The 13,571-nt window shown below is 72.6% G+C and carries 18 protein-coding genes; all 18 read left to right on the top strand.

The window, feature by feature from the left end; genetic code table 11:
* The first annotated feature begins 112 nt into the window (after window positions 1-112).
* Window positions 113-745: a hypothetical protein gene (locus ACIOHG_RS32300; protein WP_400955901.1), complete on the top strand. Its 633-nt coding sequence runs from the start codon at window positions 113-115 to the stop codon at window positions 743-745.
* Entirely contained in the window at window positions 742-1,137 is a 396-nt protein-coding gene (locus ACIOHG_RS32305) for a hypothetical protein (protein WP_400955903.1), read from the top strand. Before ACIOHG_RS32300 ends, ACIOHG_RS32305 begins: the two co-directional genes overlap by 4 nt.
* 103 nt (window positions 1,138-1,240) lie before the next feature.
* Window positions 1,241-1,756, top strand: coding sequence for a hypothetical protein (locus ACIOHG_RS32310; protein ID WP_400955904.1), 516 nt, complete (start codon window positions 1,241-1,243; stop codon window positions 1,754-1,756).
* Window positions 1,757-1,899: 143 nt separating this feature from the next.
* Complete coding sequence (locus tag ACIOHG_RS32315; protein ID WP_400955906.1) at window positions 1,900-2,328, top strand: hypothetical protein; 429 nt, start codon at window positions 1,900-1,902, stop codon at window positions 2,326-2,328.
* Entirely contained in the window at window positions 2,325-3,209 is an 885-nt protein-coding gene (locus ACIOHG_RS32320) for a hypothetical protein (protein WP_400955907.1), read from the top strand. The genes ACIOHG_RS32315 and ACIOHG_RS32320 overlap by 4 nt, the downstream gene beginning before the upstream one ends.
* A gap of 247 nt (window positions 3,210-3,456) precedes the next feature.
* Complete coding sequence (locus tag ACIOHG_RS32325; RefSeq protein WP_400955908.1) at window positions 3,457-3,855, top strand: hypothetical protein; 399 nt, start codon at window positions 3,457-3,459, stop codon at window positions 3,853-3,855.
* Between the two features lie 62 nt (window positions 3,856-3,917).
* Entirely contained in the window at window positions 3,918-4,382 is a 465-nt protein-coding gene (locus tag ACIOHG_RS32330; RefSeq protein WP_400955909.1) for a hypothetical protein, read from the top strand.
* A gap of 24 nt (window positions 4,383-4,406) precedes the next feature.
* Window positions 4,407-5,336: a hypothetical protein gene (locus tag ACIOHG_RS32335; RefSeq protein WP_400955910.1), complete on the top strand. Its 930-nt coding sequence runs from the start codon at window positions 4,407-4,409 to the stop codon at window positions 5,334-5,336.
* Between the two features lie 100 nt (window positions 5,337-5,436).
* Complete coding sequence (locus ACIOHG_RS32340) at window positions 5,437-6,171, top strand: hypothetical protein (RefSeq protein WP_400955911.1); 735 nt, start codon at window positions 5,437-5,439, stop codon at window positions 6,169-6,171.
* Between the two features lie 72 nt (window positions 6,172-6,243).
* Complete coding sequence (locus tag ACIOHG_RS32345) at window positions 6,244-6,771, top strand: hypothetical protein (RefSeq protein ID WP_400955912.1); 528 nt, start codon at window positions 6,244-6,246, stop codon at window positions 6,769-6,771.
* Window positions 6,759-7,694, top strand: coding sequence for a hypothetical protein (locus tag ACIOHG_RS32350; RefSeq protein ID WP_400955913.1), 936 nt, complete (start codon window positions 6,759-6,761; stop codon window positions 7,692-7,694). Before ACIOHG_RS32345 ends, ACIOHG_RS32350 begins: the two co-directional genes overlap by 13 nt.
* Before the next feature lie 74 nt (window positions 7,695-7,768).
* Window positions 7,769-8,245 carry a hypothetical protein gene (locus ACIOHG_RS32355; protein ID WP_400955915.1) on the top strand — a complete coding sequence of 159 codons (477 nt, stop codon included), beginning with the start codon at window positions 7,769-7,771 and terminating at the stop codon, window positions 8,243-8,245.
* A gap of 85 nt (window positions 8,246-8,330) precedes the next feature.
* Window positions 8,331-9,257 carry a hypothetical protein gene (locus ACIOHG_RS32360; RefSeq protein WP_400955916.1) on the top strand — a complete coding sequence of 309 codons (927 nt, stop codon included), beginning with the start codon at window positions 8,331-8,333 and terminating at the stop codon, window positions 9,255-9,257.
* Between the two features lie 77 nt (window positions 9,258-9,334).
* Window positions 9,335-9,697: a hypothetical protein gene (locus ACIOHG_RS32365; protein ID WP_400955918.1), complete on the top strand. Its 363-nt coding sequence runs from the start codon at window positions 9,335-9,337 to the stop codon at window positions 9,695-9,697.
* A gap of 11 nt (window positions 9,698-9,708) precedes the next feature.
* Window positions 9,709-10,524: a hypothetical protein gene (locus ACIOHG_RS32370; RefSeq protein WP_400955919.1), complete on the top strand. Its 816-nt coding sequence runs from the start codon at window positions 9,709-9,711 to the stop codon at window positions 10,522-10,524.
* 162 nt (window positions 10,525-10,686) lie between these two features.
* Entirely contained in the window at window positions 10,687-11,658 is a 972-nt protein-coding gene (locus ACIOHG_RS32375; RefSeq protein WP_400955920.1) for a phosphoadenosine phosphosulfate reductase family protein, read from the top strand.
* Window positions 11,659-11,891: 233 nt separating this feature from the next.
* Window positions 11,892-12,902 (top strand): hypothetical protein, encoded by a 1,011-nt coding sequence (locus ACIOHG_RS32380; protein ID WP_400955922.1) that lies wholly within the window; start codon window positions 11,892-11,894, stop codon window positions 12,900-12,902.
* A gap of 105 nt (window positions 12,903-13,007) precedes the next feature.
* Complete coding sequence (locus tag ACIOHG_RS32385; RefSeq protein WP_400955924.1) at window positions 13,008-13,457, top strand: hypothetical protein; 450 nt, start codon at window positions 13,008-13,010, stop codon at window positions 13,455-13,457.
* The last annotated feature ends 114 nt before the right edge of the window (window positions 13,458-13,571 follow it).

A 13,571-nucleotide genomic window follows, 5' to 3' on the forward strand; every position in this document is an offset into this window, starting at 1 on the left:
CGGCACGCCCGCTCCCGGGGCCGGCCCGCCTTGGCCGGCCCCCTGCCACCACCGTCATCCGCCGCGCCCGCTCCCGGCGGTCACCACTCCCCACCAGGAAAGAAGATCAGCCATGCCCACCACTTCTGCCGACTCGTCGTTCACCCTGACGCGCGAGCTCGCCGAACAACTCCGGCGCCACGGCATCACCGCCGCGACCGGAACGCACGCCCTGGTCCTGGGACACGCCGTGGTGGCAGTCGACATCGACGGTGCCCCCTACGTGCTGAGTGCGGTCTACGACGCCGACCAGGAGCTGTCGTGGTCGATCACCGACCCGGCCGCCCTTTCCGAGCACTCGACCGGCACGCTGAACGGCGCGACCATCGAGCAGGCCGCCCGCCACCTCGCGCACGTGATCGCCCCGTACACCCCCGCCGCCCGGGAGCCCGAGCAGGACCCGCTGCGGGAACTGCTGGAGGCGCTGATCGACGCCGGGCACGACTTCCAGCACTGGAGCAGCCCGACCGACCCGCACGAGTGGCTGAGCATGGCGACGGCCGACGGCGGCGAGATCACCATCGAGGGCGGGCAGGCGCGCCTGCCGCGCAACGCGGCGTCCTACACCGGGCTGCGGGCCCAGTACGCGCCGGTCGCCGGTGAGGACTTCGGGGACCGCGCGGCGACCCTGTTCGTCTCGCCCGACCTCGGGCGCAGTTGCGACGACGGGCCGGCCGGTTCAGCGCCGACCTGGGCGCCCTGGTGAACGCGATCACGGCGTGCGCGCGGATGGCCGAGGCCCGCACGCGCTGGGAGTCCCACCCCGCGATGTCCATGCGGTCTGCGGCCCGCTACCTGCGGCAGGCGGACGGCGCGGTGCGCCTGCGGGTAACCAACACGGTCGCGATGAGCCCCAAGGAGCTCGCGGCGAAGCTGTTCGAGCACTACGCGGTTCCCTACCAGCAGGGCGCGGAGCTGCCGAAGGAGCTGGAGTTCTCGGAGTTGCTGCATGCGTTGGCCTTCCACGCCGAGCAGTGCGCGTTCGGACACCACCACTGGGCCGAGGACGTCAACGAGGTCGAGGACGACGTCCGCGAGTGGGCCGCCGCGCAGGTCCAGCGCCTGCTGCCCTACCTCACCGAGAAGCAGACGGACTGACCCCGGCATGCCGTGGCGGCGGAGTCCACCACTCCGCCGCCCGACGCCGCCGATCCCACCGGCCGGCCCAGCACCCGCACCTCCCCACACTTTGGAGAGCCCGTTGTTCACCCCCCTTCGCCGCACGCTGTCCTGGAAGGACGTGCAAGCGGAAATCGCGCTTCCCGCCCACCAGGAGCAGCTCGACCACCTCACCGTGCACACCCGCGTCCGGCTGACCTTCCGGATACCGCTGGAGCTCACGTTCACCCACCGGGAGACCCCGGTCGGCTGGGAGCGGCTGAGCCTGGCGGTGCACCCGGGCGAGAAGACCGACAGCGCCTCCGCCCGCACGGCACTCGCCACCCTGGAACCGCTGGTCGTCGCGCTGCTCGCCGACCCGGCGCTGCGGGCCGACCTTGAGCCGCTGCGCGACGAGGTGCTGCACTGGCAGGCGGCCTCGGAGTTGAAGGCCGTGCGCCGCAAGCGGGCCGAGGTCGCCGCGGCCGCCGCCGAACTGCGCGAGCAGGAGCGGGCGTTCGCGCGGTTCGGCATCACTGAGGAGGTCGCCGCCGTCACCCTCGCGGAGGAAGAGGCTCGGGCCGCGGCGGAGACGGCGAGGTGGCTGGGGCGCCGGTGACAGGCTCCGCCGGGGGCGGGCAGTACCGGGTGCAGCGTCGACCAACAGCACAAATCGAACTCCAATTGTGGTATGATTCTTTCTGTCGGCGAGGGTTGGCGCCCCGCCCGTCCACTCGATCCGCCCATCCCCACGGAGGAACCATGCCCCTGCGCCGCATCAGGATCGACCAGGACGAACACGGCCTACCGCCGCTGTACGTCTCCGTCCTGGATCTCGTCGCCCGCCGCGACCCCGACTTCTCCGGAGGCCACTACCACGGCCTGATCGTGCTCTTCGGGATCTCCATGCGCCCCAACGGCGACCCGGAGGCGGACGGCAGGCTGCAGGCCGATCGACTCACGGGCGAGGTCGGCTGGCGAGTCGGTGCCGGGCTGGGACCCTGGGACCGCACGGAGGGCGTCCGCAGGATCGCCGCCGCACTGGAGGCCCTCGCGGACTCCGCTGCACTGGAGCGCGCCCTGATCGACACGGCCGCCCCGACGGAACCCTTGCAGCTCGCCTGCTGCAAGCGGGGGGACCACCAGGCCTCGGATCCGGCGTCGGCCCTGACCGCCGGGGGGCTCTCGTGACCTGGAACCTCCGCCCGGGAACCGTGCTGTCGCGCGAAGCCCTGCAGAAGCGGTTCGGGGGCCGCACGCACGGGCGCATCAGCCCTTCCCGGCAGGGCTTCGTGATGATCTTCCTCAACCACGAACACCCCGGCCGCCGGTACGAGGGGTGGACCGGCACCCACGTACAGGTGCTGGGCGAAGGGGGCGACAACGGCACGGACCAACGGATGGCCCGCGGGAACGCCTCCATCCTGAACCACCGGGAGGAGGGGCGGACGCTGCACCTGTTCGTCCCCGAGGCGCAGCAGGTGCGCTACGTAGGCGAGTTCGCGGTGGACGAGGCCCTGCCCTGGGTCCGCACGCGGATCGAGGAGGCCCCCACGCTGCGCTCCGGCAGCGGCCGCCTCGCACTGGTCTTCCGCCTGCTGCCCGTGGGCAAAGCGCCGTCCGGTCTGCCCGCCGCGCGCGGCCCGGTCACCCGGACCACGCGACTGAGCATTCCCGCGATGCCCGCGCGCCTGGGGCTGGACGAGCGCGAGCAGGCAGCCGCGTCGCTCCTGCGCGCCTATGCGGAGCATCAGGCACGCACCCGCACGCCGAGCCCGGGTTTCACGGGGTTGCACATCACGCTGCCGGAGAACCTGGCCCCGTTGGAGGTCGACCTGTTCGACGAGGTGAACCGCGAACTCGTCATTGCCGCACCGAGCATGGCGGACACGGAGATGTACTTGAGTCTGGGTGAACTGCTCGACCTCGAAAGGCACTTCGAGAGCGCGCCCCGCATGGTCGCGCTGCTGCCCGCCCGCCCGGAGGGGCGGCGGATCAAGTGGTTCAACGAGCACGGGATCACGGTGACCTGGCCCGAGAACGGCGGGTTCGTCCGCCGCGATCCGTCGTAGGAGCGGCGGCGTCACGGCGGGGGCGGATCGGGGCTGCCTCGGTGCCGCCCGCGGGCGGCACCGGGTGCCGGGCCGGCAGCAGGCCGCCGGTGCCGACCTGTCGACTGCCGGGGACCGGCCCCCGGCCGCTGCGGCGGGCCGAACAGGCCGGACAGGCCACCATGCGTCACTTGATTGTGGTATACTTCTTATTGTCGGTCCGGGTTGGCGCCCGCTCCGGCCGCTCGATCCGACCAGAGGGAGATCCATGTCCGCACCCCTTCCGGACCGGCATGTGTCCGGGCCGCCGGGCCCGACAGTCTTCACGATCGTCCGGGCCGCCTTCGACGGGGCCTCGATCCCCCACCGAGTCGACGGGCAGCCCAGCATCGACTACCAGGCGGTGATCGTCGAGCTTGAGAACCTGGTCCGTCCCGGCACCGACGACGTCCCCGAGATCTGGGTCACCGACAACAACTCCTCGATGCGGTACGGCGAGAACGACTTCCACGGCCTGTGGGCGGTTCTCTACCAGTCCTACGAGGAGGGTGAGGACGTGTTCAAGTCCTCCGGCTTCGGCGAGACCGGCGACGGCCCCACCCGCCTCTACGCGGACCTGGCCGCTCTGATCACCGTGGTGTCGGAACTCCGCAGCCGCACCGCCTGACACCCGCCGGGGTCGCCTCCGGGCGGCCCCGGCCCACCACCCGCCAGCAACGAGGGGCCCGCATGCAGCACACCGACATCCGCCTCAGCCGGACCGACCCCGTCACCGGCGCGAGGGAGGCGGCCGACTGGGGCCGCGAGTTCACCGAGATCGACGGCGTGGTCCTGGTGGTGAGGCACACCTACCGCGCCGCCACCCGGCACCAGTTCTGGCGCGCGGAGGCCTACACCGATCACCTGGACTCTGCTGCCTATCGGGAGTGGGCGCAGGCCGGCCATGCCTTCGGCTTCGTACACGTGCGGCGCGAGCTGCTGCTGCGCCAGATCGCCAACCTGGTGGACACCGAGGAGTGGGCCGCCAAGCGCGCCGCCTGGCTGGTCGTCCCCCGCGAACCGCGGTGGTGGGGAACCTACCGCGCCATCAGCCGGGGTCCCCGCCGGTGGTGGCTGGTGCCGAACTCCCCGAGCCGCGACACCGAACTCGGGCCGTTCCCCAGCCGCACCGCCGCCCTCGCCGCCCGCCCCTGACTCCCTATCACCTGGAGGACCGCCATGCCGTATTCGCAGCCCCTCTTCCCCGCCCTCGCCGACGCCTTGGCCCGCCACGTCACCACCGGCGCCCGCCGCACCCGGACCGACCTGCCGGGTGGGTACGCGGTCGCGGCCGGCTTCGGTCCGAACGGGCCCGCAGGCGACCTCCGGGTCGCCGTGCTCGCGCCCTCGCCTCAAGGGCAGACCCGGATCTGCAACGCCCGCTTCTCACCCGGCACAGCGCTGACCGCCGCCACGCGCCTGCTGGCCCGCGCCGTCCGCGAAGCGCCTGCCGTCCCCTGCGGCCCGACCGTCCGCCCCGCGCCCGCGGACGTGGCCGCGCACCTGACGATCGGCGCACCGGAGCAGCCGCCCGGAGAACCGGGCCTGTTGGTCGGGTACGGGCATGCGACCGGATGGCTGTGCGACGGCCGGTTGGGCGTCACGCTGGGCAGCGCGGCGTCGGGCAGCAGCATCACCTTCTCGGGGCCGTGGGACGCCGTGGCCGTGGCCGCAATGGTCGACTGCGCGCTGCTGGAGCTCACCGATGGGCAGGCCCTGGCCGCCGAGGTCTCCGCACTCCTGCCGGCGCGCTGGAACCGGGTGCTGCACGACCAGTGGCACCCGGCGGCGGCCGTCGCGCTGCCCCGCCACTCCCCCGGCCCGGACGATCCGCTCGGCCGGGTGTTCTCCCGGGAGCTCATGGCCGCGGGCAGGGATCTCCTGGCCCGCTGGCCCGACCTGGAGATGCAGCCCTTCCTTTCCGACGAGGGCGCGGCGGTGGCGCTGCGGATCACACTCCGCGAGGCTCAGGTGCCGGCGCTGGTCAAGTTCGCCCGGCTGGTTCCGCCGCGCGCGGGGGAGCCGCCGATTACCGTGCTGGAGTCCGAGTACGTTCCGCCGGCCGTGCGGGCAGCCCGCCGGGCGTCGCTCGCAGGCGGGAGGCAGTAGCGCCACGCGGATTCGAACACTATTTGTGGTATGCTTATTTCTGTCGGCAGGGGTTGGCGCCCCTCCGGCCACTCGATCCACCTACCCGAAGGAGCTTCCCGTGCCCGTCACCCCGGAGCCGTTCGACCGTGAGCACTGCACGGCCTGCGGCTCGACCATGCTGGAGGACGTCCACGACCTCGACCTCTCGGAATGCTGCGACGCGCCCGTCTGCGCCGGACCCCGACTGGTCGACTTCCGCACCCCCTACCACTACCGGCCCGGCCCGTGCTGCGAGAGCGACTCCCGGTACCGACCCGCGCTGACGAAGGTCCTCGACGACGCCGGGATCAACCACCACGGCATCAGGGTCGCGGACTTCCCGCACGACGTGCAGAACGCCCTCGACCTGCTGTTGCCGCAGCACATCACTCGCGAGGACCTGCGTGGGGCCGTCGCGGCGCTGCGCCGGGGCGGTTGGCGCTGCCGCCCGGAGCGGATCGACGCCCACCGGGCCCGGACGGTCGTCCGGATCGCGGTAGGCCCGGAGCGCAGCGGCCCGGAGCGGTCGGCCCTGCTCGCAGAGGCGGACCGGGTGCTCCAGCTCGCCGGATTCTGCCCGCTCCGGTACGTGCAGACCGAAGTGGCGTTCTGGGGCTACACCTCCAGCCAGATGTTCGACGACGAGACCGGGTCGGTGTACGTGGGCGCGCACGGCCCCGAAGGGGTCGGCTCCGCCGAGGCCGCCGAGGAGTCCGAGGCGATGCAGCAGGCCCTGCGCGAGGCCGGATGGACGGTCCAACCGGCGCTCAACCACTCCTTCCACGCCTTCGCACCTCTGCCGCCCGCTGCCTAATCAGCCCCGGCCCTCCGGGTACGCGACCGCCGCGCCCGGGGGGACCGGATCACCCCAAGGAGCCCAGCCGCCATGGCTGTTTCACTCAAGCTGAACGAGAAGTACCGTCGCACCGCGCGCTTCTGGCGGGCCGTCCAGGACGAGCCGGACGGCCCGCTCTCCCCTCCCGCCCTGGAGGTGGCGGGCGCCTTCGTCTTCACCTACGTCCAAGGGAACACGCTGGTCGTCAGCGTCGACCTGGACACCGTGCACAAGGGCCTGGTCGAGCACCCCGCCACCGCCGCGCGGGTCCCGCTGCACATCACGGTCAACGGCACCACGGTGTTCTACGAGCCCTCAGAACGCTCCGGCCACACCGCGTGGCGCGTCGTCGACCCCGACCACGGGATCACCCTGTTCGCCGACGACGAGACCAGCATGGCGCAGCGCCTGGCCGACAGGAGCGGGGGACTGCTCCAATTCCGCCGGGCCGGCCGCACCGAGTGGCACAGCCTGCGCGTGCCGGCCGCCGGGCCGCCCCGGGTCCGGCGGTGGCGGGCGGCAGCCGGGTGGGTGCGGCGGCTCACCCTCCGGTGCGGGGTCGGTCGGTGGCTGCGGTGAAGGGCTTCCGGCAGGACCTGCTGCCGCTGGAGCTGCGGGAGTTCCCGACGTCGTCGCCCTGGTGCCAGCGGTGGAACGGGCGGCGGCATGCGTGGCGGCACGTGAGCGAGGGCGGGTTCGACGCCCGGCGCTACGTCGTCGGGGCGGTGTCGGAGGAGGAGGCCAAGGCGTTCGTGGTGCGGCACCACTACTCGGGATCGTACCCGGTGGCGGTCCGGCGTCTGGGGCTGTTCGACGTGTCCGAGGGGGATCGGGTGCTGGCGGGGGTGGCGGTGTTCGGCGTGCCGGCCGGGCCGCGGGTGCTGACGCACGCGCTGCCGGAGTTGCGTCCGACGTCGGAGGCGCTCGAACTGGCAAGGTTCGTACTGCACACGAATTGCCCTGGGAACTCGGAGAGCTGGTTCCTGGCCCGGTGCTTCGAGGACCTGCGCGCCGCGGGCGTGCAGGGGGTGGTGTCGTTCGCGGACCCGGTGCCGCGGCGCGGCGCCGACGGCCGCCTGGTGGCGGTAGGGCACGTCGGGACGATCTACCAGGCGACGAACGCGCTGTACACGGGCCGGGCGACCCCGCGGACGCTCAAGATCCTTCCCGACGGCCAGGTGCTGAGCGAGCGAGCCGTGCAGAAGGTGCGGCGGCAGGAGCAGGGTCACCGGTACGCGGAGCGGATCCTGTGCTCGTTCGGGGCGCAGCCGCTTCGGGCCGGCGACGACCCGGCGCTGTGGCTGCGGCAGGCCTTGGCGGAGGCCGGGGTGCGTACCCTTCGGCACCGCGGCGCGCACCGGTACGTCTTCCGCCTGCCGGCCCGGCGGCGGGAGCGGGAGGCGATCCGGCTGGGCGTCCAGCTCGATCCGCGCTACCCGAAGGTCCCGGATCCCGATCCGTGGGCTCCCCCCGGGCACTTCAGGGCCACAAATGCTCTCTAATTGTGGTATGCTTATTTCTGTCGGTAGGGGTTGGCGCCCCTCCGCCACTCGATCCCCGATCCCCGAGGAGCATCATGAACACGTCACAGCGAGACGCCGATCGGCTCTGGCTCGCGCTGGATCTCGCACAGATCCCCGGCCGCGTCATCCACACGGGCAGCGGCGTGTACACCGTCGAGGTCCCCATTGAACTGGGCGGCATCTCCATGACCCTGGAGATGACCGCCGACCCGCGCGGGCTGCTGTGGCAGTTCCTGGACGCGAACGGGCCCTTGTTCGGGGCCACGCGCTCGAACCTGACGCCGGACGCGGTCCCCGCCTGGGTGCTCACCATGCTCTCCCACCTGGGCGGCCGCCTGGACGAGCCCTACTTCAAGGTGGGCGACCGGGTAGTGGTCGGCCCGCCGGACTCCCGGCAGTGCATCACGGTGCAGCAGGTCGTCGAGATCTCGGGCGAGCACCACCTGGTGGGCGACGCCGACGCCCGCCAGTGGCCCGCCTCCGCAGCCGTGCACGCCGTGCAGCCCCCCGCCCGACGCGCCGCCCAGTAGGTCGGCTGACGCCCGCCCGGTCCGCGCATCCCGTGCGGGCCGGGCAGCACCCCGCTTCCTTCCCTTCTTCAGCTTCGAGGTTCCGATGCCCCCCTCTCTTGCCCCCGCCGAACGCTTCGCCATCCACGACGAGGCCACCGGCGAGTTCTTCTACTACGTGCCGTTCGATCTGGTGCGCAACAGCAGCTACCGCGACGGTTTCGCCCTGGAGGCCGACGGCCTGCCCATGGAGCGGCTGTCCTCGGGGAGCAACTGGTGGCGCTGCCCGGTCCGGGCGAACACCCTCACCGCGAGCTGGACGCCTGCCCCGGCGGTCACCGGCTACCGGCTCCACGACCCCGCCACCGAGTCGCAGGCGTTCCCCGCCAGCCTGCTGCCCGAGCAGTGGTACGAGCTGCGCACCAAGTACCGCGACGCCGCCGACGACCTCTACGAGCCGGTGACGGAGGGGCGGCCGCGTGAGTCGGAGCCCCTGCCCGGCGGGCCGTGGCGCGTCCTGGAGGGCCAGGCCCCGCCGGTCGACGGCGACGACCGCTGGATCGTCAACCTGCCGCAGGCCCTGGCCCACCACCCCGAGTTCCGCTGGTGGCTGCCCGGCAAGCTCACCGGCCTGCGGAACGCCGTGGCGAAGGCCGTCCGCACGCTCCCCAACGTCGCCGACGTCCACTGGTACAACGACCCCGGCCCGGTACGGGTAGTCCTCATGCTTCCCTTCGAGCGGCCGCTCACCCGGGAGCGGACCCACAGCCCCACGACCGGGCGCAAGCTGCGCCGCCCCGTGAGCGAGGAGGTCACGGCCCGGATCCACCTGAACCTCCCCATCCCGGACGCGGTCACCGGCGAGAACTACGAGAAGGCGCTGATCGCCTGGCAGGAGGAGATCGGCTACTGGACCGGCGTGATCATGCAGCACGCGCAGGTCTCCGCCTGCAACACCTGCGGAGGCCACGGCTACGTGCCCACCGACCCGACCCCGCACGCCGAAGCCCCCAGCCCCCGCCGGGACCACTGATCCCCGGGTGGGGGGGCCGTGCCCGAGCGGCCCCCCACCCGCCCGCCCACCGTCCGCGCACCCGACCGGAGGCCACCGTGCCCAGCTCCCCCGACTTCGCCGGCCGCACCATCCCGGCCTTCCCCCGCTCACACAGCAACCTGGCGCTGATCAGCACCGAGACGGGAGCCGAGATCATGCCCGGCATGCAGATCCCCGAGCCGTACGGCAGGGGAACGGTGACCTACCTCGGCGCCACCGTCCGGGTCGTCGAAGCTGCCGGCCCCGGGCAGCGGACGGTGCGCGTGCCCGGCCGCGTCGCCGTCGTGCGCTACGCCGATCCCGAGACGGACTGGACCTACCTGCCGGCCCAACTCGGCGCGCAGTACTTCGAGAGGCCGGAACGGCCCCCTCGGCCCGCGGCCGACGGCACGGCCTCGCACACCGACACGACCCGTTGAGAGGAAAGGCGATGGCGAACCTGACCGAACCGCCGCCGCGGGAGACGACGTTCTACCTCGGCGTCCCGCCGAGCTGGGCTCCGCGCAGCTCCGTACCGGTGATGCTGTCGGCCAACGCCCTGATGAACTACCGCCTGGGGGGCGAGCGTTCGCCGGTCGCCCGGTCCCGCTATGCCGTGGACAGCGGGGGGTTCTCGCAGGTGGGCAAGCACGGGGACTACCTGCTGGATCCGGATGCCTGGGGCGGGATGGTGTACAGGATCATGGACCGTTTCGGCGCCCCGCCGGATTTCGTCTCCGTCCAGGACTTCATGACGGAGCCCCAGATCATCGCCCGCACCGGCTGGACGCTGGAACTGCACCAGGAGTTCACGGTCGACTCGTACCTGTACCTGACACGGGAGTTCGAGCACGCGCCGTGGCTGCCGGTGCTCCAGGGGCAGAAGGTGGAGGACTACCTGACGCACTGCGCGATGTACGCGGCGGCCGGCGTCGACCTGGCGGAACTGCCGCTGGTGGGCGTGGGCTCGGTGTGCAGGCGGCAGGGCACCCGCGAGACCGGGCACATTCTGGCCGCGCTCGCGGGACGCTCCCTGAAATTGCACGGATTCGGGATCAAGGCGGATTGCCTGCGGAAGTACGGCCACCTCCTGGCCAGTGCGGACACGCTCGCCTGGTCCTCCGGCGCGCGTCACCGCCAGGAACGCCTGGCCGGCTACTCGCACCGGGCCGCGGACTGCCGCAACTGCATGCGCTACGCCCTGCACTGGCGCGAGGGGGTGGTGGACGCGCTCAGGGCAACACAGCAGTTGACCCTGGCCTTCTAGCCACACTCTCATTCGACACGCAATTGTGGTATACTTGTTTTTGTCGGCAGGGGTTGGCGCCCCTCCCCCACTCGATCCCCCGCCCCCGAAAGGCCGTCCGATGACGCCCGAAGACCACTCCCGCGCCCGTCGGCGATGCGTCCTGTTCGAGGGGGGATGAGCGTGGCACGCCGAGCCATCCCCGGGCAGGGCGCCTTCGACCTGGTCGAACTGCGCACCGAAGTGCCGGACCTGGCGTCGTACGACGTCATCCTCATGAACGTCAGCGGGGGCAAGGACAGTCAGGCCGCCCTCGCCGAGCTGGTGCTGCACGCCACCGCCGCCAGCGTCATGGACCGGATCGTGGTGGTCCACGCCGACCTCGGCATGGTCGAGTGGCCCGGGGTGCGGGAGCTCGCCGCCGAGCACGCCGCGCACTACGGCCTGCGGTTCGAGGTGGTCCGACGCGAGGGCTCCAGCCTGGTCGAGCGGGTCGAGGAACGCGGCATGTGGCCGTCGGCGGACAACCGGTGGTGCACCTCCGACTTCAAACGCGGCCCGATCCGCAAATTGATCACCCGGCTGGTCCGCGAACTGCGGGCCGCCGGCCATGTCGGCCCGGTGCGGATCCTCAACGTCATGGGTCTGCGGGCGGACGAGAGTGCGGCCCGCCGCAAGCTCGCCGGCTTCGCCCACGACGGCTCCAAGACCTGCCCGTGCCCGGAGTGCCAGCGGCGGCGGAAGGCCACCGAGGCCGCCAAGGCCGCAGGGATCACGACGAAGAAGATCCCGGCCAGGGACCGGATGCAGCACGGGGCGTCGAACACCCTGCGGTGGGTGGACACCTGGCTGCCGATCCACTCGTGGTCCACCGCGGACGTGTGGACGGCGATCTTCGCAGCCGGCACCCGCCCGCATCCGGCCTATGCGGCCGGAATGCCTAGATTGTCCTGTGTTTTCTGCGTTTTGGCCTCGCGCGCGGCGCTGGTGCGGGCCGCGCAGCTGCAGCCGGCCCTGGCCGCGCGGTACCTGCTGGCAGAGCAGATGACGGGACATCGGTTCCGGCTGGACGTGAGCATGGCGGAGATTGTCGCGGAAGCCGCAGCCACGCCCGCCCCGGCGGCGGGAACCCTCGTGGCCTGCTGGGAGGGCTGAACGGCCCGGCCGGGCCGCCCGTGCCGCGACGTCGCCTCCGCCCGGGCCCCGTCGCGGCACGGGCGGGGGCGGGCGCTGCGGCCGGTTCGGCAGGGTTCCGCCCGGCCGAACCGGCCGACCATCTTTGAACTTCAAATGTGGTATTCTTGTTTCCGTCAGCATGGCTGGCCCGCCTCGGTGTTGGCGCACCACGGCGGCACTCGACCACCACCCACGACCACCCAGGAGCAGCCATGTCCGTCACCGCGCCGGAGAAGCCCGTCGCCGGCCTCCGCATCACTTCCTACGCGCCCACCCTGCTGGTCCTCAAGGCCGTGGTGGTCCACCCCTGGGGCAAGGAGGAGTTCGCCCTGGCGATGCCCACCGCCCCGCAGGGGAACTCGGCCTGGCAGTGCGCCCGTATCGCCCTCTACCTGGACGCACTGAACCGCGAGACGATCGCGCCGGGCGCGGCCGGGCTGAGCAGCTTCCTGCGCTCCGACCCCGGCGCGCCGGTCCTCACCTGGGACTACCCGTTCGAGGCGCAGAACGACGAGCGGGTCGAGTGCCTGCTGAACCTGGTCCTCAAGCCCGGCTCCGAGGGCGATCCGCCGGGGATGTCGCTGGCCGTCGTCGAGCGGGAACCGGGACCGGCCGGGTTCTACCGGCGGCGCTTCTGGGGCAGCGCGCGGGAGATCGCCGACGAGGCCGCGAAGGAGATCGAGGGCGAGGCGGGCCGCCTCGCCTCGCTGGCGGGCCGCTTCGACTCCCGCCAGATGGCCAGCCTGGCCGAGGAAGCCAGCGACCTGGCGCGCCGGATCGAGCCGGTGCGCCAGGCGCTGCGGATCGCGGGCCAGCGGGCGGGTCGCTCCCGGGCGCAGGCCGCGAGCAACGGCACGGCCGTGGAACCGGAGCAGCGCAGGACCGTCCTGCTGCCCCAGGAGGAATCGGTGGTCCTGACCGGGACCGTCGTCCACGTCGCGAAGCCGGTGGAGGACGAGGGCGAGACGGTCGGGCGCCTGGTCCTGGATCCCGACGCGGACCACCGGCGACGCCTCGCCCCCGTCATCGGCCCGCTAACGTGCCGCCTGGCCGGTGCGCTGGTGGAGCAGGTGGACCGTGCCCGGCTGCGCCCCGGCGACCGCGTCACGGTGTGCGGCCGCCTGGAGGTGCGCCACTACCGCGCCTCGGACGACATCCCCCGCTCCGTGTCGGTGTTCGTCGTCGAAGGCTTCGGGTTCGGGGCCTTCCCCGTCCGGCCCTGACCCAGCCGTCTGCCGCCGCGCGCCCGTGCCGCCGATCCGGCGGGGCGGCCGGGCTGCGGCCGCCCCTTCTGCCCCTTCACCCCGTTCCGATTCCGAGGAGTTCCGATGTCCTTCCCCCTCTCCCCCGCAGGCCAGTCGTACGCACGGCCCGACGCCGCGGAGGTCGCCCGGGCGCTCGACGCTGCGGATGCCGCGCGCAGCAGCGACGACCCGAGCGGTCACCGGGCGGCCCGCACCGCGTGCGCCATCCTGGCCGCCGCGGTCTGGGACGAGCTGACCGGCTTCGATCCGGAGGCCCCGTTCGACGCCGTGGGCCTGGAGCTCGTGCTGAACGCCTTTGGCGACGTGATGACCACGGGACAGCTGTGGCGTGCCGACGGGAGCGAGTTCGCGATCGTCGACGGCGTCTGGCTGCACGACGTCTGCGACTGGACCTCGCTCCTGACGGGCGACAACGCCTCGACCTGGTCACCGTTGTGTTCGCCGCTGCCGTCGCTCGCGCCCGGGGCCTCCCGCTTCAGGCTCGACCTGGTGCGCGCAGCGCGGGCGGAGTAGCCGGACGGGTCGGGGGGGGGGGGGGGGGGGGGGCCCCCCCCCCCCCCCCCCCCCCAGCGCCCCCCCCCCCCCCCCCCCCCCCCCCACCCCCCCCCGGGGGGTTTTTTTAAAGGC

The sequence above is a fragment of the Kitasatospora sp. NPDC088134 genome (assembly GCF_044741705.1).
Taxonomy (GTDB): domain Bacteria; phylum Actinomycetota; class Actinomycetes; order Streptomycetales; family Streptomycetaceae; genus Kitasatospora.